The 21,393-nt window shown below is 39.8% G+C and carries 13 protein-coding genes, 1 tRNA gene and 4 pseudogenes; 9 read left to right on the top strand and 9 right to left on the bottom strand.

Annotated elements, in window-relative coordinates; all coding sequences use genetic code 11:
* The first annotated feature begins 5 nt into the window (after window positions 1-5).
* The 3 genes from VYJ22_RS10810 to VYJ22_RS10800 all read left to right on the top strand — a co-directional run bounded on the left by VYJ22_RS10810 (window position 6) and on the right by VYJ22_RS10800 (window position 2,774).
* The gene (locus VYJ22_RS10810) at window positions 6-1,442 is read left to right on the top strand and encodes an arylsulfatase (protein WP_329904068.1); all 1,437 of its coding nucleotides are present in this window, start codon (window positions 6-8) and stop codon (window positions 1,440-1,442) included.
* 23 nt (window positions 1,443-1,465) lie between these two features.
* The gene (locus VYJ22_RS10805) at window positions 1,466-2,626 is read left to right on the top strand and encodes an AI-2E family transporter (protein WP_329904067.1); all 1,161 of its coding nucleotides are present in this window, start codon (window positions 1,466-1,468) and stop codon (window positions 2,624-2,626) included.
* 75 nt (window positions 2,627-2,701) lie between these two features.
* Window positions 2,702-2,774 (top strand) — tRNA-Lys (locus VYJ22_RS10800).
* A gap of 511 nt (window positions 2,775-3,285) precedes the next feature.
* On the opposite strand, the gene VYJ22_RS10795 is transcribed toward VYJ22_RS10800, so the two are convergent.
* The 5 genes and pseudogenes from VYJ22_RS10795 to mobV form a co-directional block, all read right to left on the bottom strand.
* Window positions 3,286-4,128, bottom strand: a complete 843-nt coding sequence (locus tag VYJ22_RS10795) for a KilA-N domain-containing protein (RefSeq protein WP_329904066.1) — start codon at window positions 4,126-4,128, stop codon at window positions 3,286-3,288.
* A 48-nt stretch (window positions 4,129-4,176) separates the two neighbouring features.
* Window positions 4,177-4,932: pseudogene (locus VYJ22_RS10790) on the bottom strand (class I SAM-dependent methyltransferase).
* A gap of 91 nt (window positions 4,933-5,023) precedes the next feature.
* Window positions 5,024-6,565, bottom strand: a complete 1,542-nt coding sequence (locus VYJ22_RS10785) for an HNH endonuclease (RefSeq protein WP_329904065.1) — start codon at window positions 6,563-6,565, stop codon at window positions 5,024-5,026.
* Between the two features lie 321 nt (window positions 6,566-6,886).
* The gene (locus tag VYJ22_RS10780) at window positions 6,887-7,144 is read right to left on the bottom strand and encodes a hypothetical protein (RefSeq protein WP_329904064.1); all 258 of its coding nucleotides are present in this window, start codon (window positions 7,142-7,144) and stop codon (window positions 6,887-6,889) included.
* Window positions 7,145-7,169: 25 nt separating this feature from the next.
* Window positions 7,170-7,587: pseudogene (gene mobV, locus VYJ22_RS10775) on the bottom strand (MobV family relaxase); the annotation flags it as partial.
* A gap of 1,160 nt (window positions 7,588-8,747) precedes the next feature.
* On the opposite strand from mobV, the gene VYJ22_RS10770 reads away from it, so the two are divergent.
* Window positions 8,748-10,055: an IS5 family transposase gene (locus VYJ22_RS10770; RefSeq protein ID WP_329902946.1), complete on the top strand. Its 1,308-nt coding sequence runs from the start codon at window positions 8,748-8,750 to the stop codon at window positions 10,053-10,055.
* A gap of 623 nt (window positions 10,056-10,678) precedes the next feature.
* Here VYJ22_RS10770 and VYJ22_RS10765 read toward each other — a convergent pair.
* The 3 genes from VYJ22_RS10765 to VYJ22_RS10755 form a co-directional block, all read right to left on the bottom strand.
* The gene (locus tag VYJ22_RS10765; RefSeq protein ID WP_329904063.1) at window positions 10,679-11,011 is read right to left on the bottom strand and encodes an RNA recognition motif domain-containing protein; all 333 of its coding nucleotides are present in this window, start codon (window positions 11,009-11,011) and stop codon (window positions 10,679-10,681) included.
* Window positions 11,012-11,179: 168 nt separating this feature from the next.
* Window positions 11,180-11,380: a hypothetical protein gene (locus VYJ22_RS10760; RefSeq protein ID WP_329904062.1), complete on the bottom strand. Its 201-nt coding sequence runs from the start codon at window positions 11,378-11,380 to the stop codon at window positions 11,180-11,182.
* A gap of 10 nt (window positions 11,381-11,390) precedes the next feature.
* The gene (locus VYJ22_RS10755) at window positions 11,391-12,515 is read right to left on the bottom strand and encodes a DEAD/DEAH box helicase (protein ID WP_329904061.1); all 1,125 of its coding nucleotides are present in this window, start codon (window positions 12,513-12,515) and stop codon (window positions 11,391-11,393) included.
* A gap of 742 nt (window positions 12,516-13,257) precedes the next feature.
* Here VYJ22_RS10755 and VYJ22_RS10750 point away from each other — a divergent pair.
* Window positions 13,258-13,559 (top strand): annotated as a pseudogene (locus VYJ22_RS10750) (IS982 family transposase); the annotation flags it as partial.
* A 192-nt stretch (window positions 13,560-13,751) separates the two neighbouring features.
* A pseudogene (locus VYJ22_RS10745) lies at window positions 13,752-14,343 on the top strand (IS982 family transposase); the annotation flags it as partial.
* Window positions 14,344-15,378: 1,035 nt separating this feature from the next.
* On the opposite strand, the gene VYJ22_RS10740 reads toward VYJ22_RS10745, so the two are convergent.
* The gene (locus VYJ22_RS10740) at window positions 15,379-15,576 is read right to left on the bottom strand and encodes a CsbD family protein (protein ID WP_329904059.1); all 198 of its coding nucleotides are present in this window, start codon (window positions 15,574-15,576) and stop codon (window positions 15,379-15,381) included.
* A gap of 213 nt (window positions 15,577-15,789) precedes the next feature.
* Between VYJ22_RS10740 and VYJ22_RS10735 the strand changes: the two genes are divergently transcribed.
* From VYJ22_RS10735 to VYJ22_RS10725, 3 genes are read left to right on the top strand one after another with little or no spacing between them, the layout of a single operon-like run.
* Window positions 15,790-18,579 carry a TonB-dependent receptor gene (locus VYJ22_RS10735; RefSeq protein WP_329904058.1) on the top strand — a complete coding sequence of 930 codons (2,790 nt, stop codon included), beginning with the start codon at window positions 15,790-15,792 and terminating at the stop codon, window positions 18,577-18,579.
* Window positions 18,580-18,593: 14 nt separating this feature from the next.
* The gene (locus tag VYJ22_RS10730) at window positions 18,594-19,805 is read left to right on the top strand and encodes a DUF4876 domain-containing protein (RefSeq protein WP_329904057.1); all 1,212 of its coding nucleotides are present in this window, start codon (window positions 18,594-18,596) and stop codon (window positions 19,803-19,805) included.
* A 21-nt stretch (window positions 19,806-19,826) separates the two neighbouring features.
* Complete coding sequence (locus VYJ22_RS10725; protein ID WP_329904056.1) at window positions 19,827-21,374, top strand: DUF6850 family outer membrane beta-barrel protein; 1,548 nt, start codon at window positions 19,827-19,829, stop codon at window positions 21,372-21,374.
* Window positions 21,375-21,393 lie beyond the last annotated feature (19 nt).

Here is a 21,393-nt window from a genome sequence, read left to right as displayed (position 1 = left end):
CTTCAATGAAAAGAAACTTCTATAAAGGTGGGGGCATGACACTCTGCGTATTAGCCATATCTTCTATGGCTAATGCTCAGAAACCTGCCCCCAACGTTGTTTTCATCCTTGCAGATGACTTGGGTTATGGTGATGTTGGTTGCTATGGACAGAAGATTATCAAAACACCCAACATTGACTCTCTTGCAAGTGAAGGCATGAAATGCAATCAATTTTATGCCGGATGTACAGTGAGTGCACCTTCACGGGCTTCGCTACTCACAGGTTTTAATACGGGACATACTACGGTGAGGGGAAATAATGAGATCGAGCCTGAGGGCCAAATGCCGATGAACCCTTCGCGCACCACACTGGGCAATCTCTTTAAGTCGCATGGCTATGCCACTGGTATGTTTGGTAAGTGGGGATTGGGATATCCCGGTAGCGGATCAGAACCGCAAGACAGAGGTTTCGATAAATTCTACGGATACAACTGCCAGCGCCTTGCACACTATTACTACCCTCCTCATCTTTGGAATACGGGAAAAAAGGAGAACATCTACTCCAATCTCAACAATGGACGCAAGACCTATGCTCCCGAGCTTATCCAAAAACAAGCATTGGGCTTCATCACAGAAAGTGTAGCCAAAGGCAAGCCGTTCTTTGCCATGCTTACCTACACACTACCTCATGCAGAGCTCAATCTCCCACACGATGCCATATACGAAATGTATAAGGGCAAAGTAGTGCCCCGCCCATGGGACGGTCGCGACGGCTATCCGCCATCTGAAGATGCCCATGCTTCTTTTGCAGCGATGATAACACAGCTTGATGCCTATGTAGGAGAGGTAGTGCAGCACCTTCGTAAGTTGGGCGTGGATCAAAACACCATTATTATCTTCACCAGCGATAATGGCCCTCACCTCGAAGGCGGAGCAGATCCTGATTATTTTGATAGCAACGGACCGTTACGGGGATATAAACGCGACTTATATGAAGGCGGTATCAGGGAACCCATGATAGTGGTGTGGCCTCAAAAGATCAAAGCCGGATCAGTAAACAATACTGCAGGTGCTTTTTGGGATATGATGCCCACTTTCGCCGACATGCTTGGATCACCAAGCCCTAAAACAGATGGGATATCACTTTGGGATTCATGGATAAATCCCTCGAAATTCCGGCCTAAGCAACGCTCTCTTTACTGGGAATATCACGAGTACAAAGGTAGACAAGCCTTGCTCGACGGTGATTGGAAACTTATAGTGCTGAAAAAGAATACGGACAAACCCGTTATAGAGCTCTACAACATCAAGGATGACTTATCAGAGACGCATAATCTGGCAGATAAACATCCTGAACGTGTAAAAACAATGTTGCAAAAGATGGAAGCAGAGAGAACTCCTTCCAAAGATTTCCCCTTCAGATCTGATAGTATATCTATATCCAGCAAGGCTGTAAAATAAAACGAATACAGGACAACGAGGCTATGGCAAATTTCTTCTCCCGGGAATTTACTTTCGACAGAACGGCTCGGGCGTTCTTTTTGATCATCTTAGTGGTGGCATTGATCATATTCTTCAATTACATGAAGCCTGTGCTGATCCCTTTCCTGTTAGCAGGGATATTTGCTTATGTGTTTATGCCCATAGTGAAGTTTGTCCAGCACAAACTCAAAGTACGCAGCAGAGTAGTTTCCGTACTTTTGGTGTTGCTTTTCATACTGGGTGTAACCACGCTCACCGTATTCACGCTCACACCTACCATTCAGGCTGAGATAGACAAAACTTGGCAGATGTTGCAAGAATATACCAATGCAGAGACTCTCACAGAGATGATTCCGCCCAAAATGAGAGCTTACATCGAAAAGAATGCCAATCTGGATAGCATCATTGCGTCCATGAATAGCGAGAAACTCTTTGAGAGTGGCAAGCAGGTCATGGCGCAAATCGAAAAACTTATCAGCAGTACTCTTTCTGTATTCTCTTGGACCGTAGTTTTCTTTATGGGGATTACTTATTTCATTTTCATCATGATGGACTTTGAAAAACTTGCTCATGGCTTTATCAATCTTTTTCCCATAGATGCCCGTAGCATGGTCAAAAGCATTATGTATGAAATAGACGGCTACATGAATAGCTATTTCCGCGGACAAGCCCTTATAGCTATCAGTGTGGGTATCTTGCTATCCATAGGTTATAAGATAATAGGGCTCCCCATGGCTATAGTAATAGGTCTCTTTATAGGTATGCTCAATTTCATTCCCTATTTACAGTTGTTAGGATTCATACCGCTCACATTCTTGGCAATACTCCAGTCTGCCCAGACCGGTCAAAATGTATTTCTCTGCATCTTGCTTGCCTACGGAGTACTGGGTATCGTACAAATAATTCAGGACACCGTGCTCACGCCCCATATCATGGGTAGACAAATGGGCATGCGACCATCACTTATTTTGTTTTCCATAGCTTTTTGGGGATACATATTAGGGTTCTTTGGTCTACTCATCGCTTTGCCTATGACTATGTCTCTCTACGCCATCTACAAACGATACGTTTTGATCGATGTTGCATACATTGAAGAGCAAGAAGCCGAGCGTTTATACGACTTGGAGAAGAAAAAAAAGAAGCGCAAAAAGGAAAAAATTTAAGGAAACGTTTGGCAGTTTTAAAAAAAACACTACCTTTGCATCGCAATCGGGAACAAAACGATTGCTTTCGAGGTCGATTCGCTAGCTCAGCTGGTAGAGCACATCCCTTTTAAGGATGGGGTCCTGGGTTCGAACCCCAGGCGGATCACAATAAAAATAGGAAAGTCATTATGACTTTCCTATTTTGTTATTTAGATGTTACAGATATCTTGTTGGAGACTGTTGCAAAAGTCAACAGTCTTGTGGATTTTGGAGGCAAATCCGACAAAAGACACTTTGACCGGGCAGAGAGGGTAAAGTGCAAGGCGCTAAGAGTGAGTGCACAGGGAGTTTACTTCAGGTAAATGACCAAGCGCGAATCTCGCAAGCAACGAAGCAATTTGCCTGCTATGCAACGGTCTCTGTTGGAGGAATTTATAGAATCGGGTCAATTATCCTGACAGAAGGAAGCAATGTTCTGGTGCCCCACCTTTTTTACCTAATCAAATATTATTGATTCTGTAAATCAGACACTTGCAATTCTATCGCACAGATATGGTACAAATACTTGACCTTTGTAAAATCAGTAAATACCCTCAAATATAGCGTATTTTAGTGCAAATTGACGTTTCATTCTTGGAACATACCTTTGTGTTCGGATGAAGAAAGGTTTAGCATCTTTATTTTTTTGCTTCTAATTTCCTAAATCCTTTTTCTGCGTCTATGGCATTGAGACGTGTCAGTTGACGTTCTGCCATTTCGTGTAAGCAGGCGTATCGTGTAGATTTGTCCATATCACGTTTCAAAAGTTCTGCATTAAATGACTCAAGATTTGCCAATACAACCAATTCGTTAATACTTGACGTATCGCGTATATTCAACCCTTTCTTTGCGTATTCGGGATTTGCCTCCCGCCATTGCCTTGCTGTACAAGCCCACAAAGCGAGATTCAGCATATCGGCTTCATCTGCATAAGCGTATGCTTTCTCACGCTCGACATCAATTTTGGGAATGATAAAATCACGGACGGCATCGGTATGAAGCGTATAATTCACTTTACTAAGTACCCGTTTCACACTCCATTCGCCGAGCATCGGATTGCTTTCAGCCTCTTTAAGCCGTTGATATTCGGTAATCAAATAGAGTTTAAACACCGGGCTGAGCCACGAACCGAACTCGAACGCAATATCCTTGTGGGCGTAAGTTCCGCCGTTTCGCCCAGCTTTAGAAATCAGACCTATAGCATTGGTCGCCTCAACCCATTTGCGGGGTGTCATATTAAAACGGTTTGCCCCTGCCTCATGCAAAAAGGTGTCGAATTCGACACCTTTAAAGGCGGGGTTGTGCAACATCTCCCAAGCGCCGAGAAACTCAAGGGAATTGCGGTTGCGCATCCAGTTGCGGATATGGTCTTCACCCTCTTGACCTTTTACCATATCGGTAAGGCAAATATAATCACTATTTTTCTCCGAAATAACGGTTATTTCCATACCCTGTACGGTTATTCTCTCTTTTTTGCTCATATTACTTCCTATTTCTTTTTTTGCACAACTTCAAATCTATCGCCCAGATTAGCATTGACAAACATATACTTGTTTCTCTGAATTATCATTAAACGCTTCTTCCTCAAAACCTCCAAACTTGTGAATAATACTAAACCCAGTACATTCCAAATATGAATCCAGTTCTTGAGGAAAAAACATTCTCATATCCAAATTTTGGATAGAATTGAACTCACCATTAATAAAATAATGCCATTCTATGCGATTAATCTGGGCTACAGTTTCGTATCGCATGGTCTGCTTTATCAATACATCTCTTCCATCGTCAGTTGTATATGCTGCAATTTCCTTCTGCTCTTTTGCGGCTTCAATAATATATTGAATGCTGGGGTTAAAGCAATCAAACAGAAATAAACCTCCGTCTTTGAGGTGGTTTTTAACAACATCCAACACCTTGAATAAATCTTCGTTCTTATATAAATGATGGATTGAATTAAATGGAATAAAAATAAGGTCGAACTTCTCTTGCAAATTTAACATTCTAATATCTGCTTCAATGAAATTAATCTCTAATCCTGCTTCGGAAGCCTTTACCCTTGCTTGCTTAAGCATGGAAGAAGTGTAATCTACTTCACAAATACTGTACCCTTCCTTTGCAATGGGAAGCGTAAGTCTGCCTGTGCCACAGCAAAGTTCAAGTATTTTAGCATCCTTATTTTTCGGCAGCCACTTTTTTTAAAATTGCAAATCATATAGGAAAGTATTTAATCCATCATAAATATTTGCATCATAAATCAACTCGCCAACTTTATAATCACCATTCATTTTATGTCCTCCAATATCTCTTACCCCATACTCATAATGTTGCGGGGCTTGTTAAGTGTTGACTATTTTTTGTATTTTCTATATCACTTTGTCAATAAAAATTAAAGTGGACATTTGATTGTTTTATTATTTCATTTCTTCGCCAGATATCATTCAACGTTGAATTTGCAAACATATAAGGCTCATAGTGCCCCCTAATGATTAATTTATCATTAGGGCTTACGGGTATAGACAGGAATTCTCCCTTTCTTAGAACTACATTTTCACAATACAATCTACTATTAATATGGATTCTCTCAATGTAAGTTGTTTCGTCCTCAAGTTCACGAATTACTATTTCAAAAATTTCATCGGGAATTGTAATTGTGTCAAATCTTTGCTTGAAAGAGGCTGATTTTAACAGTTCGCGAACATATTTTTGTTTTCCGTGCTTATTAATAACGAATAAATGTGGACAAGATCCGCATTGCCAATAACTATTTATGCTATATAAATTATTGAAATCAAAACCGTGAATTTCAATTTCATATTCTCCCTCGTTATCATTATATATAACAGAGTTTGGGTTAATTTTTTCATTAAAGAAACAAACATCATCTTCATTAAAATCACTGCCGTTCAGTATCCGTGAAAAATCTTGTCCTCTGTCTCCGTCAATGTGTTCTATAATGATTTTGCTTCTGTCAATTTCCTGGAAATTGATAGCAGTTGCAATTGGAACTAAAACCATTTCACGAGGAAGTAAATTGAAATTGGGGAGGAGAATTTTTGTGCTTTCCTTTGTTAATAGGCTGTTCAATTTTATTTGCTCCTTTGAGGTATTTGTTATTCCAAGAAAAATGAAACTGATAGGGGAAATTTCTAAATACTCAGTATAAGCAAATTCGAAAGCTTCTCCACCACAAGAATTTTCATTTCTGCGAAGTAACGAGGTGCAAAACGTTTCGGCTTTAATTCCTGATTTACTCAATTGCTCTAAAAATGAATTTGGTTTTAAAATATTCAGTAATGAACACCAATCACATTTTCTTTTTGCTTCAAAATAAGGGTATTCCACACTTGTTTTGTCTGTCATCTCAACTCCTTCATATTCCTGAAAATACTCCTCAATAGAATTAAATAGTCGAACTTCCATGATCATTTTTTGCTCAACATTAGAGCCGAAGTCCTTCAAATGCGAGTTAAGAGTTTCTTTCCATTCTTTTAATATTGAGTTGTCAGATAAAAATACACTGTTTCTGTATTTGTCAATAGAAGAAAAATCTCCTTTGATTACTGACTCTAAAACATCAAAAGCGCGAAGAACATAATAGCATGTATGTATTTGATTTGAAATAAGTTTTTTCTCAACTATTGGATTATTTTTCACAAAATCATACCAATTATTTCGTGCTTTAGTTAATTCCGGAATAGAAAATTTAATTCCCTTAGGATGCTTATTGTTATAATGCCCTGCGTTTGCGTGACAATCAAAGCAAAGAGGAATGGCATTCTCAAATGTATTGGGACCTCCATTTGCTTCTTGTATCAAATGGTGAACTTCTAAATTTATCCCTTTATAACTATGACAAACACAACAATGTCTTGCTGTCGCAATCATTACTTGTTCTTTTATTTCCAGTGAAAATCCCATGGCATATTTTGTATTATTTTACTCGCTACATTTATTAAGTTTGCAGCTAACATCAAAAACATACGTATATTTTACAGTCAACCGCTATCATATTAGACTATTATTTTTCGGACAAAGCAGTTGGTATATCCAAAACGCGCAATGCGTAAAAAGAATATTCTCTAAACCAGAAGAGTTACTTGCCGTTTGCAAATTTAGTAAACATCTGTGAGTCAGCCTCGATTATTTATTCAAACCTTTACCCTTATTTAGTTTCTGCTTTGCCGGAGGTTTGATATGAGGTATTATCACTAGCTTCATCTCTTGATATTTCTATTTGAACTAGTCAAGGATATTCTGACCGTTAAGGGAAAGACGGAACTTGTCCGGATTATCCGGCTCCTTGAATAGTTGCAGTTTGGCATCCTGTATGTTAAAATCTCGGTCGTGTTCAGGCGAATGGAGTTTTCCTATAATGGGTACAGCTTCGCCGTTGAATAGCTTTCTAATACTCTCTATTGTTAGCCCAATGCCCTTACATAACTGTACTATCCGTAAGTGCTCGCTTAGCTTGGAAAATACACCGAAAAACAAATTCATATCTTTTTGCGCCTTATAAGGTTCATAATATGGGAACGACGGTAGCATTGGATATGGGATGTTTTCTCATCCATATGTAGGACTGCCGGCACTACGTTATCTGCGCCGTAGGTTTTACGAAGCCATGCGAGATTGTCCTCACACCACTCGTCGAGCTTCCCAGCAGTCTCTATACGCTGCATATCTTCCGGCGTGCCAGATAGCATAATCCGCAACGCCCGGATTTGGTTTGTACCAATCTTACGGGTCAGCCCGGCATTATCGAGGCGGTGTTGGATAGCCTGTGTCCGGTTATCAACTCCTTCCGGGAGCTCGATTAACTTCCGGTTCAGGTGGGTGCGTTCCTTGTCGGTATTTGCCGGGTCTATGGTTCGCTCGATGTGGGCGGTCATACCGGCATCGTTGCCGGGAGCCTTATCTATATGCAATACGACAAATCCCATAACTTAGTCTGATTTGGTGTTAATACTATTTGCCAACAGGCACTCATTGATAGCGGAAAACATATCCTTATTTCCGCTCGTTTGCCGCTCATGCGGCTACGGTCGCAAGACCGTTAAGGGAGATTCCAAAGGGTGAAAACCTTTGGCTTATTGGGGCCCTTTTAGTGGGAGTGCAACGAAGCGTTAAGAAAATACCCTAATAAGCTATGGCTTTTCTCTAAAAGCCCATCGGGGATGGCGGCGTATAGACCCTGACAGCCGGGTCGATACACCTTATAATTTCAATCTCGGGTTTTTCTTTTTCACGGGTAATTCTAAACCTTGTTTCTTCCCGCATACGTAGTCGTTCAAATCTTTATGCTCCCTGTAAATGGAAGATTTATCTAATATGTTCAACCCGCATTTATTTCGGATTTAGATATATGCGGATGCTCCGGCTTTGTCGTTGTCCAGATAGCACTGCTTTTCTTGATAGTTGCTAATGGTGTCGATTGCTTTAGAGAAACATTGGTGATGGAATTAAGAATAATGTAATCCTGTTTGTCGATACTGGAATCAGTATAATCTTAAAAAAGAATCAATTAAAAATGTCGCTTAACTTTATGTCTCAAATAAGTTTGCAAGTCCATTTCCCTCTTTTGTAAATATCATATTATGGCTTGATTTTATCAAAAGGAATTAAATAGATAAGGCTAAAAAAAGCAACGCCGGAGATTACAAAAAGATACTACATCGGCTTATTAAATGTCATAACTACATTACACATGCACTAAGATATCGTGAAAATTTTTCTGCAAATTATTGATTGTATACCAACTAAATTTATTGAAGATGGTGTTTCCTATAAAATTTCTCTTTGAAAGGAGTAAACAAAATAGGTGGTAACAGTTGCAAAACAGAATTAAATAATCGTCTTGAAGATACGCAACGAAAATTAACCACTAAAGGAGCTATAACTAAAACACAAATCTATCTTAATTGCAATAGGTATATGTCTTAACTAAAACACAAAAACGTTTTAGTTAAAACACATAAACCTTTTAACTAGTCGCCCCTTAAAATCGCGTTTATTTTCTGATATACAGCGAATTACATTCTTGTACTCTTTGATAAATCTGCAAGTTTTTGTATCTTTGGATGTAGAAACTTGCAGATTTTTTATGATACGCCCTACTCAAACAGTTCAATCTCTATTCTCTTCGCTGGACGATTTGCTTAACCAGCAACATCCTCTGTATAAACTTTCCCATAAAATCGATTGGAAAAGGTTCGAAGAGGATTTTTCTTCCTTGTATTGCCCTGACAATGGTCGTCCCGGTAAGCCTATTCGTTTAATGTGTGGTCTTTTAATTCTGAAGCATTTGCGTAATATTTCAGATGAATCTGTTGTAGAACAATGGAGTGAGAACGCTTATTTTCAATATTTTTGTGGCATGCAGGAGTTTACTCCTTCCTTTCCCTGCAATGCCTCGGAACTGGTTCACTTCCGCAAACGTATCGGCGAAAGAGGGATAGAGCTTATTCTTGCAGAAAGTATTCGTGTGAATGATGACAAAAATGAGAAGGATCACCACGATACCGCTTTTATAGACTCCACCGTGCAGGAAAAGAATGTGACTTATCCTACAGATGCCAAGTTGCATAAGAAGATAGTAGGCAAGGTTCTCAAAATCGTAAGGGCTCTCAATCTACCCATTCGTCAAAGCTATACTTTCGTATTGAAAAGAATTTATCGGGATCAACGTTTTCGCAACCATCCCAAGAACCGTAAGAAAGCTCTTAAAGCGGATAAACGGTTACGAACAATAGCGGGACGTTTGGTTCGGGAACTTAAACGAAACCTGGGTAATAACAGGGAGTACGACAAACTCATTTCCCTCTTTGAAAGGATTCTTTCGCAACGGCGTAATTCCACTCAAAAGATTTATTCTCTTCATGAACCGGATGTTCAATGCATCAGTAAAGGTAAGGAGCACAAAAAATATGAGTTTGGAAACAAAGTCTCGATTATACGCTCCATGACGGGAGTGATTTTGGGAGCCTCTTCTTTCCGTAATGAGTACGACGGACATACCATAGAGCAAAGCCTCGATCAGGTGAAGAGACTCACGGGAGAAAGGATTAAGAAACTGGCCGGAGATAGAGGTTACCGTGGGAAAAAAGAAATAAACGGTACGCAAATATTGATTCCTGACACTCCAAAAGCAAAAGACAGTTATTATCAACGTAAAAAGAAGCATCGACTTTTCTGCAAGCGTGCAGGAATAGAACCAACTATCGGACATTTGAAGTCAGATTATCGCTTGGGACGTAACTTTTACAAAGGGCTCTTCGGGGATGCTATCAATGTAATGTTAGCTGCAGCGGCATATAACTTCAAAAGAGCCATGAAGCTTCTTTTGTACCTAATAAACAAAATCAGCGAAACACTCCCAATGGAGAGGATTGCGCTGAAATGTGCTTTTTAAGGGACGACTAACTAAAATATTAGACTGTCTTGACTGTAAAATCAATTTATTTGTATATAAAAAGGGGAAATCGCATGTCGGAATTACACAAGCTGCTAAATACCACAAATCAGTATGTCAGCTATAGGAATATGATGATAAGAAATTATTGACTTACAAGATATAAGCAAATAAAACAGATTTGACTAATTAATCGACCCAAAACTCAGAAAAACCACGTCCTTTCTTGTTGATATCGAGAATGATATATGAATAGGTGTAGACATCAAGCTACAGAATGGTTGAATCAATATATTAAGGGCTCTTATATTCAATACATGATTCATATTCTTTTCTAATATACGTTTGTCTTGCATGTCATAGCCATGAGTATAAATTGGGGTTTAAAACAGTTCTTGTCACGCAAAGATACAACATCGCCCACCCTTTGTCAAGCCCCTCTTGCATACAGACCCAATATCATAATGCTTGATATACAGGCCTAATAACATCAAAATGACAATAACCACTACTTTTGAAACAATAGAATAGAGTGGCTGCGCATGACTCTCTCTCTGCATAAATAAAAACCGCTCACCAGATTCCTGATAAGCGGTTATTTTTATTGGGGAAACAGATGTCTGTTAGTAGCGATTTTTGTTATATCCACCACCATTGCCTCTGCGGTTGTTGCCATAGTTGTTATTACCATAGCCACCTCTATCTGAGCGCTCTGCACGAGGACGTGCAATGTTTACGTTGAGAGTCTTACCCTCGAAATCAGCTTCATGCAATTCTGAGATAGCGTGTTCGCCTTCGTTATCATTAGGCATCTCTACAAAACCGAATCCGCGAGATCTCCCTGTTTCACGATCCGAAATAATGTTAGCTGAAGTAACGTCTCCATACTCTGAAAATAATTGGTGCAAGCTATCTGCATTGGTGCTATAGCTTAGATTTGACACATAAATGTTCATCTTTTTTTGTTTTTTAAATTGTTATAAGACCGTTTCCCAGAGAGGTCAAATCATAAGCAAAAACGCTATCAAAATCGATTCCGGACAAAACAAATCCTTATTTATCTATTTTATTTATATTTACTAATATCTTGTGGCAGATCACATGGGGTAGTGATGCCTATGATATTATTTATTAGTTTCAGCACTCCGTATCTTTTCTACCGGAGGTGTATCTGTAATCACCCCATTCTCGTCTACATAAGCTATCATATCCTCCAGCGAACCACTTCCAGCGTTGGCTTTACGGTCTTCTTTGCGCCTCTGCTTTTCGAGCCTCTTACTCTGCCTTTTCTTCTCTTGCTCTCTTTTATTATATGATATGGCCATAGTTGTTTATTTATGCAGATACTGATGTTACAGTATTTATTTTTTTTCCTGTTAATTTTTGGATGCTCTTGAGCATATCGTTCTCCTCTCTTGAGCAGAATGTGAGAGCCGATCCGGTGTTGCCGGCTCGCCCCGTGCGCCCTATTCGGTGCACATACGTCTCAGGTACATCAGGCAAATCATAATTGATCACAAGTTCCAGATTGGCTATATCGATACCTCTGGCAGCTATATCCGTAGCTACTATGACACGTATCTTACCTGATTTGAAATTGGTAAGAGCGCGCTGGCGCGCCACTTGACTCTTATTGCCATGTATTGCTTCGCATTTGAGCCCCTGCTTATTGAGGACACGGGCTATTTTATCTGCACCATGTTTGGTACGTGAGAAGATAAGGACGGTCTTGTTTTTGTCCTGCCCCAAAATATCAACAAGTAGTTTACTTTTGTCAGGTTTTTCTACAAAGTACAATCCTTGACTTATGGTATCTACAACGGATGATACGGGTGCTACCTCTACCCTTGCAGGTCTATTCAAAATAGTTTTGGAAAAACGCTCAATAGACACAGGCATGGTGGCAGAGAATAGAAGAGTCTGTTTCTTTTGGGGTAAAAGGGGTAAAAGTCTTTTGATTTGGTGTATAAAGCCCATATCAAGCATGCGATCGGCCTCATCAAGCACAAAGTGCGCAATGCGATCCAGCCTTATCACTCCTTGAGTAATCAAGTCCAACAATCGTCCCGGAGTAGCGACTAAAATGTCAGTACCCTGTTTGATTTGTTTTACTTGGCTCACCTGGCTTACGCCGCCGAATATTACTGTATATTTCAGATCAGTATACTTTATGTAGTCATTGATACAATCACCGATCTGTATTGCAAGTTCGCGGGTAGGTGTAAGTATGAGGGCTTTGATGTTTCTCTGACGACTTTGAGCACCATGAATAAGTTGCTCAATGATGGGAATTGCAAAAGCGGCTGTTTTACCTGTACCCGTCTGCGCTATACCTAGAAGGTCACGTCCGGTTAGGATCTCGGGGATGGCTTTCTCCTGTATGGGAGTCGGCTTATCGTATTTCTTATTTTTCAAAGCATTTTGTAAAGGCTCCGATATCTTTAAATCTCTAAATGTCATAATTCACGTTGCTTATAGTAAGCAACTCTTTTTAATTTTTAATATGCAATAAAACAAGGAAATAAATTCATACAAAGACAGTCTTATTGCTCCCTAAAATATGCAACCGACACTTATCAACTAAAGAGATACACCGGGTGTGCATTTGTTTTTGCACACTATATAAATCTCCTATTATTATGAGAGAGAAAATCTCTTCAATATAAAACTTAAAAGATATTTTTTATCGACTGAATAACAAAATCGCTGTAATCAGATGAAATTACCTAAACAAGAAAGTTGATTTTGATGTCGATTTTTACGATGGGAAGACCTGCATGCAAGTGCAGAACAAAGCATTGCGAATAAAGATTACAATATAACTTGATTGTTCGAGAGACAAAGATATAAAAAAAATCTAATATTTTGTTAAAATCTTGAATTATAATCTTAATTCTTGAATTTAAGTACTCGTCGCCCGAAAAGAGACTGTTTTGATTCCTATTTTATATCTCAAATATAATGATATTCAGCGATATAGGCAAGATTAAAAGGAATATTCTAGTATAACAGTCTCAAAAAAAGAGGCATTTCGCCTCTTTTAAAAAACGTGAGTTCGATATAAGGGATAATAGGAATAATAGAGTTTACAAGGTGCTGTAAATCAGTGTAATTTCTTATGTGTTTCATTGCAAAAGTGGTGAATTATTTGCGCCTTAGTAGTTGACAATCAATAAGATATAAACAAACAAAACACCACTTTATGAAAACAAATATAGTTGAAATTTTCTGTCTTACCGATGATTTTTCCAAACTTTTCGATACCTTGATTCAGCAAAGAACCCTTTGCGAAGGAAACAAAAAGCGAAGAAATCGCAAGTTTAGGATGTCCGATGCTGAAATCATGACCATTCTGATTCTTTTCCATCATTCGAGGTATCGCGATTTTAAGTCCTTTTATCTTCAATATATTACGCAACAATGTCATTCGGATTTTCCTTCGTTGATCTCTTACAATCGTTTTGTAGAATTACAAAGCAAGGTGGCTTCAAACTAATTTCATTTCTCAATATGAGACCGTTGCATAGCAGGCAGATTGCTTTGTTGCTTGCGAGATTCGCGCTTGGTCATTTACCAGAAGTAAACTCCCTGTGCACTCACTCTTAGCGCCTTGCACTTTACCTTCTCTGCCCGGTCAAAGTGTCTTTTGTCGGCTTTGCCTCCAAAATCCATGAGACTGTTGACTTTTGCAACAGTCTCAATATGTGTTGTCTGGGCGAATGCACCGGTATCTCATTCATTGATTCCACACCTTTTACGCACCTGCCATATCAAGCGGGCACACGGGCATAAGACCATGAAAGGATGGGCCCAAAAGGGCAAATGCAGTATGGGATGGTTCTATGGTTTCAAACTGTATATTGTGATTAACGACCGGGGTGAAATCATTCAATATCAAATCACACCGGGGAATACGGATGACCGTGCTCCACTTAAAGGCGGAACCTTCACGAAGAAACTATTCGGCAAACTTGTTGCCGACAGAGGATATATCTCACAAAGTCTTTTCGATAAGCTCTTCATTGACGACATACACATGATTACGAAGATAAAGAAAAACATGAAAAATACACTGATGAGCCTGTATGATAGGATATTACTCAGAAAAAGAGCCCTTGTGGAAACCGTTAATGACCTACTCAAAAACGTTTGTCAAATAGAGCACACACGACATAGAAGCGTCAATAATTTCGCCATTAATTTGATTGCCGGCATAATTGCCTACAATCTGCTACCCCAAAAGCCGGAATTAAACCTAGAAATCATACACAATCCATCAACCCACTAAGTACACCACGCTTAGACCGAACTCACGTTATAATAAGGTCTTGATGTAAATATAATTATGTCTGACTTTTATATAATTTAAACTCTTAAATAATGAGATATATGTCTGAAAATAAGGGATTTTTATTAATGGTTATGAAGACGGATGTAATAAGATTTTTATTTAATCAGGGGCTGATATAATGTAATGTATTCGTGTGTTTTTGCGTTAAATTGTGTCTTTTGTTGGTTTTTTTATGCTTTTATGTTTGTTTGGGGTTGGGGTAGAGTCTGTGCGGAGAATGCTTGAATAGCTGTGATGTATTTTTTCTAACTAAGCTGTGTTATTTTCTTAGTTAGCTTTTATTATTTTTCTAACTACAAACTCCAAAATTCTTAGTTAGAAAAATAAGAAGACCTAGTTAGAAAAATATTGCAACCTAGTTAGAAAAAATACGACTTTCCAGTTATTATATAAAAAGTCCGCAAATGGGATGATTCATCCCATTTGCGGACTTTTTATAGGTGATGGCTTATGATATTTTACATTCTGACATTTTGATATTTTATAGCTCTTGCCTTTGGGGGATAAAATGTAAACAGAGGTACTCCACACCCATTGATGGAATAGGTGAAGGATAGGCTTTCAATGTTCTAGAAGTACAATGTTTGTTGTTCATCTTGAGCTATATTTCTTTGTTGAGTGATCGGCTCGTGTTTATATAATCTGTTTAATACCTATATACAAATATACTACATCGCTATCCCCGTTGTCAAGCTTTTGGGTCGAATTTGAGAAAATAAAATTTGGATTTATTCCCTGCAAAGTGTGAGGTCCGTGGAAATTGCTCGTGCCAATTAGGATTAATATTCAACAAAAAAACTCCGGAAACCTTGATTCCCGGAGCTTGATGAGTTGTTTTACAAATGAAAAGATTCTTTCTTGGCAATCACCTCAGACGAAAAAAGATACTGTATTCTTGACTCTACTATGCCGCTTTTTAAGCTGAAGAAAACTTGCCATTTCTAATACAACTTCATGTGTGGGGTTAGTGTCTTAAATTTTGTCAAGCTGTTTGTCAAACCAGTTCTTGATGTCTTCAATAGTCTTACCGGTTTTCTTTTGGATTCTGCCGAACATTTCATCTTCCTGACCTTCTTCGTAAAGTAGATCATCATCCGTTAGATCAGCCCACTCTTGTTTAGCGCGGCCTTTCAGCTCGTTCCATTTTCCTTTAAATCTTAAATCAGCCATAATCTAAATTTTTATAGAGACTCTTCATTGAATTCTCCATATCTATAACAAATATGCGGTCGTGTTGTTCGCATAATCTATGTTCAAATCATTTTGGGTAGTTATGTTTTATTTGGATCTCATAGCTTTTTTTTGCCGGAGCAAGAATCACCATTTGTTGGGATTGACTTTGAAAAACAGAGCCTATAATTTTGACAGACTAAAAACAGTGAGATGCTAAGAGGTTATTATAAGTTCTTTTTCAGAGGGATTATTATTTTCGTAAGTCTGCTCCTTTGTCATGGTTACAATCTTACGGGACAAAGCTCCGGCAAGGGATTTACGATCAGGGGGGCGGTATTAGATGCCGGTAACGGACAGGCAGTGGAGTACTCTTCTGTACGTCTGTTCGATGATGCAAAGAAATTGGTTTCAGGTACAATAACTTCGACTCAAGGGGAGTATGTAATATCAAAATTACCTAAAGGTTGGTATATTGTAGTAGTATCCAATGTATCATACCAAAACCAAAGTAAGAAAATCTACATCAATTCGGATACAACACTGAATGTACGCTTAAGTAGCCAAGCCTTTGTCTTGGGCGATGTGGTCGTTACTGCTACCGAAAACAAAACTATACGCACTACTTCTACAATCAATAAAGAAGCTCTGAGTCTATTGCAGCCTTCGAGTTTTACCGATGTATTGGAACTGCTGCCCGGAGGTAAGGCTGTGGATCCTGTAATGAATCGGGTGAATACCATCCATTTGAGAGAAAATAATACACCGGGAGATAAGTATCAGACAGGGGCTTTGGGTACGGCCTTTGTGATAGATGGCGCACGAATCAGCACCAATGCCGATATGCAGGATGTACGCTCCTCTGCCGAAACTTTTGTGGATAATAAGTCATCGGTAGGCAAAGGGGTGGATATGCGCACACTTACCACTGATGATATAGAGCAAATCAAAATAGAGCGAGGCATACCCTCTGTAGAATATGGCGACCTTACGGATGGATTGGTACGGATTATCCGCAAAAAAGGAGCCAAACCATGGGAGTTGCGATTCAAATCGGACCTTACTTCCAAACTTTACTATGCCGGTAAAGGATGGGCATGGGGAAACAATAGCCTCAATACAGGTGTCTCTTATATCCATAGTACCAAAGACCCTCGTGACCCACTTGAGGACTTCAAGAGGATAGCTATATCCCTGCGCAATCATATCAATGGCTCTGCAGGTTCTGTGCGTGTCGTTTGGGAGAGTAATCTTGACTTTACGGGGTCTTTCGATGACTATAAGAAAGATAGTGAACAAATAACCGTGAGAGACGACTATTTCAAAAACTCGCGTAACCGTTACAGTTGGACCAATCGTGTACTGCTACACTTCAAGGAAGGATCTTGGATTAGTTCGCTCAACAGCCTTGTAAATCTTTCGTTGGGAGATGACAAGATGAAGCGGCGCCGTACAGTATATTTGAATAGACCTCTGTCCATCCCAAATGTGGAAGGAGAAGGAGAGTTTATAGGTTCATATATTTCCCCTGAGTATATCTCATATTTTGATGTGAAAGGTACGCCTTTTACAATGAATGCGAAGGTAGTAGCTGATGGTAGGCAACAGTGGGGTAATATACTTTCCTTATATAAAATAGGTGCTGAGTGGCAGACTGATAAGAATTTTGGACGAGGTCTCAACTTCGATCGTTTTAAGCCTCCCTATCCAAGTGACATGCGCTCACGCAATCGCAAATTCAGTGCTGTGCCGGCTTTTCATCAACTTTCCGTTTTTGGCGAGATTACGACTAAGATGCAGTTGGGTAAGCATCAGCTTAATGCCATTGCGGGAGTAAGGGTTACTGCAATACCGGGAATTGACCACCATTATAAGTTGAATAACCAAATAGCCTTCGACCCACGCCTTAGCATTCAATGGATTTTACCTGATCTCAGTGTTTGTGATTATCCACTACAACTTGCTTTAGAGGCAGGTTATGGTAAGCTCAGTAAAGCACCGGGCATAGCACAGTTATATCCCGAAAGCTATTATGATGATTTGGTCGAGCTCAATTATTACCATCCCAAGCCGGAGTTGAGACGTATTGTGTTCCGCTCTTATGAAACTGATCCTGCCAACTATAAGCTCTCATTTGCAGCCAATCATAAACTGGAATTCAGGATAGACGCTTCTTATCGCCGTCACAATTTATCGCTCACTGTATATCGTGAGAATCTGGATAACGGATTTCGTGCCCAATCTTATTTCAGAGCTTTGGAGTATAAGAGATATGACTATTCTGGTATAGACCACGAACACATTACTGTCCCTCCTGATTACACCAAGTTACCTTTTGTCCGTGACACTCTGCTCAAGTCTACCTCCATGTGGGGCAATGGCAGTCGTACGGAGAAAAGAGGGATTGAATTTCAATACAGTTCGCCCCGTCTGCCTATTGTGCTCACCCGTATCACCTTCAACGGGGCTTATTTCCATAATAATTACGAGAACTCACAGCCTATTTACAAGAAACCTTCTATCATCCTTGATGGGAATGAGTATCCTTATGTAGGGCTTTATCGTTTTGATGACGGCTATACCACCGATTACTTTGGTACCAATCTTATGTTGGATACCTATGTGCCACGTTTGGGCATGAACTTTATGCTGAGTATGCAAGGCACATGGTATGATGCCTTTACAAGCAAAAGGATAGCGGAAGCACCTATATCCTATATCGATAAGAAGGGGATAGAACATCCCTATAATAAAGCTGCGGAGCAAGACCCTGTGTTACAGTGGCTCATCGATAAGAGTAATGGCAATGAACGTTTTTCACGTAAAAGCCCGGTATCGGTATTTTTCAATTTTAAAGGCTCCAAAAGCTTTGGCAAACATCTTAAAGTCGCATTATTTGTCAATAGACTTTTTGATTATCTGAAAACTCTCAATGTAAACGGCTTTCGTAGCCGTAGGCAATCTGATCCCTACTTCGGGATGGAAATCAATGTGAATATCTAAATAATATAACAGGAATGAAAAAATCAATTTTACAGTTAATGATCTTATGTATGGGTATTTTATGGGGTACAAGTTCTTGTAGCCATGATAATGCACCCAACATACCGCAAAAAGGCATTGTGATTAACATCGAAAAAGATGGAGATCTCAAAAATGTAGAGTTGCAGAATGTTCAGGTCAAGCTTGTCAATGTCAACAATGAGGCTCAAAGCTACACCTTCACGCCTAAGGTGGAGAATAATGCTTTCAGGCTGGATGTTTCGGAAGGGATCTATAACATCACAGTGCAAGCCACTGCCCATCTTCCAGGAGCTGATAAAGCTGTATCAGTGTATAGCTATTTGAGAAATGTGGAAGTGCAGTCAGGCGAAAAGCAAGTGACAGCCAAATTTGAAATTAGTAAAGTATCGGATTTTGTTCTTTCCGAGCTTTTTGTTGTAGGAAGCAAGGCCCCTGATGGCAAAGACTACCGTCAGAGTAAATACTTTGTGATTTACAATAATTCTGATCGTGTATTATATGCTGATAGTTTGGTCTTGTGCGAAACGGAATTCATGTCATCGATGAGGCGCCAAGACTTATCCCCTACGATATTTGATAGTGATGTCCCTGTGGGTGTTGTCTATAAAATACCCGGCAGTGGTAAGGAGTATCCTATCAAGCCCGGCGAGCAAATTGTAATAGCCGATATTGCCAAGAATCACAGTGCTATACAATCCAATTATCCTGATCTCAGTAAAGCTGACTTTGAATGGTATGATGATAATAAGTTGGATGAAGACATCCCTACGGTAAAGAATTTGATCAAAATATATTCTTACTCTAAGTCAGTATGGACTCCTCACAACTTGGGTTCAAGGAGCTATGTCCTGGCCAAATTGAAAGTTTCTCAAGAAGATTTCTTGAAGAATTACAAATACAGCTATACTTATAATGTCAATTCGGCCGGAACCGTCAAACAGATGAAAGGAGACGGCTACAAAATACCTAATAATTGGGTAGTAGACGCTGTGAACCATTCTATCAAAAACAATTACTTCTGGGACATCATGTCCAAAACATTGGATAGAGGATACACCTATATCAATGAGACCGATAAGGATCGTAATAGAGACAAGGCCGTAATCAGAAAAATTGCGGAGACGAAAGGCGGGCGTAAAATCTATCAAGACACCAATAACAGCACCGAAGATTTCGAAATCAAAAAGCCTTCTATGGTTAAATAGCCCGGTACACGATAAGCATTTATGATAAAAAACATCAGGAGAGCTATAGTCGCTAGTTGTTTGTTGGGATGCTTATGCTCCCATATTGCATGGGCGCAAAAAGGGCGTTGCTGTGGTAAATGTGATAAGGCTATGCCTTACCGTATATTTTCTCTACAGACTCGTTCCTTGGAAAGCTCTTATACATTGCCTTCCGATAAGATTTACCTCAAACCTCTCTCTTATTATAAGGGAGAGGTGGAGATTTACGGGCTCAAAAGTCGTGATTACATTGATTCCTATGCTGTAGGCAAAAGTAGACATGACTTCAGCATCAACTTAGAGGCTCATCACAAGTTGTCAAATAAAAGTTACACATGGGGTAGGGCATCTTATTCCAATGAAATGAGGAAGTCGGTGATGTGGAATAATAGCTCGGACTATGACCTCATATATCCTTATATCATAGTTGACTCTGTAGGCGGGAATATGAAGACAGAAACATATAGCTTTCTCGGAGGCTATGCCACTCACATAGGTAAATTCACTTTAGGAGCTGAGGCAGATTACAGAGCTGCCGTGGCTTCGAGGCATACCGACCCTCGCCCGCTCAATATAATTTCCGATCTCAAAGCGCGCATTTCTTTGAGACGAAGCATAACATCCCGCTATGGCTTATCCGTGGGATTGGAAGGGGGCAAATACAAACAACATAGTAGCATAAAGCTTTTTGGTGACAAGTCTCGTATCAGAGTTCATCATTATACAGGTTTGGGCTTAGTACATTCGCGATACAAAGCTGATGATGCCAATGTGTATCTATCAGGCTATTCATGGGCTACTAAGGTGGCTTTTACCCCAGGGGATACAGACGGTTGGATGTCTTGTTTCTCATTTGGAAAGGAACATATTACCAAAAGTTTGGATGAGAATGGCAATCTCCAGCCGTTTGAGCTATTACGTACTACAGTGAAAGCATCCGTGGGGAGAAGCTTTCGACGTGGAGCTCTTCGGCATTATTATATGGTAGAGGGTATATATGCCAAGACCACGGGGAAGGAAAACTTGTATGGCTTGCCCTCAACAGACAAATACCCTTTGATCGGTTCGCAAGAGCCATACGTGCACAAGCAAAGTCTGTTGTCAGGCTTAGCAGCTTGCGAATACGTTACAAATCAAGGAATGTGGGAGGGTACTCTCAAAGTAGCATGGGAAGATCAGGACGAACAGTATTCAGCTCCATTTCGTCAGTTGGGAGGCGATTGGTTGCATGTTACGGTTCATCCTCGATATTCTCTTTTTGCCGGTAAGTGGACACACCGCATAGGTATCAAAGGAATGTACAGGCATACCCTCACATCCAATATTATCCTGCGGAACAAAGAGTATAGCATGTCTACCAATTCCATCCCGGAGCTTCGATACGACAGGTGGCAAGGAAGTGTTTTGGGGATTACTTTGGAGGGAACTTCCTTTGTACAACTCAAGGGCGGCAGGCTTTTCCTCTCACCTCATTATACATTCACTCGCTATGCTGCCGTGCATTCTCATACTCATGAAGGGGGCGTTACGCTGGGGTATGTATTTTAATATAACATCACAATCACTT

This window comes from Porphyromonas pogonae, assembly GCF_036320655.1.
GTDB lineage: Bacteria > Bacteroidota > Bacteroidia > Bacteroidales > Porphyromonadaceae > Porphyromonas > Porphyromonas pogonae.
This window is presented reverse-complemented; position numbering and strand designations above follow the sequence as displayed.

Coding starts and splice junctions, on each gene's coding strand:
- VYJ22_RS10810 (WP_329904068.1), top strand. CDS start 6: ATGAAAAGAAACTTCTATAAAGGTGGGGGCATGACACTCTGCGTATTA.
- VYJ22_RS10805 (WP_329904067.1), top strand. CDS start 1,466: ATGGCAAATTTCTTCTCCCGGGAATTTACTTTCGACAGAACGGCTCGG.
- VYJ22_RS10795 (WP_329904066.1), bottom strand. CDS start 4,128: ATGAGCAAAAAAGAGAGAATAACCGTACAGGGTATGGAAATAACCGTT.
- VYJ22_RS10785 (WP_329904065.1), bottom strand. CDS start 6,565: ATGGGATTTTCACTGGAAATAAAAGAACAAGTAATGATTGCGACAGCA.
- VYJ22_RS10780 (WP_329904064.1), bottom strand. CDS start 7,144: ATGAATTTGTTTTTCGGTGTATTTTCCAAGCTAAGCGAGCACTTACGG.
- VYJ22_RS10770 (WP_329902946.1), top strand. CDS start 8,748: ATGATACGCCCTACTCAAACAGTTCAATCTCTATTCTCTTCGCTGGAC.
- VYJ22_RS10765 (WP_329904063.1), bottom strand. CDS start 11,011: ATGAACATTTATGTGTCAAATCTAAGCTATAGCACCAATGCAGATAGC.
- VYJ22_RS10760 (WP_329904062.1), bottom strand. CDS start 11,380: ATGGCCATATCATATAATAAAAGAGAGCAAGAGAAGAAAAGGCAGAGT.
- VYJ22_RS10755 (WP_329904061.1), bottom strand. CDS start 12,515: ATGACATTTAGAGATTTAAAGATATCGGAGCCTTTACAAAATGCTTTG.
- VYJ22_RS10740 (WP_329904059.1), bottom strand. CDS start 15,576: ATGGCTGATTTAAGATTTAAAGGAAAATGGAACGAGCTGAAAGGCCGC.
- VYJ22_RS10735 (WP_329904058.1), top strand. CDS start 15,790: ATGCTAAGAGGTTATTATAAGTTCTTTTTCAGAGGGATTATTATTTTC.
- VYJ22_RS10730 (WP_329904057.1), top strand. CDS start 18,594: ATGAAAAAATCAATTTTACAGTTAATGATCTTATGTATGGGTATTTTA.
- VYJ22_RS10725 (WP_329904056.1), top strand. CDS start 19,827: ATGATAAAAAACATCAGGAGAGCTATAGTCGCTAGTTGTTTGTTGGGA.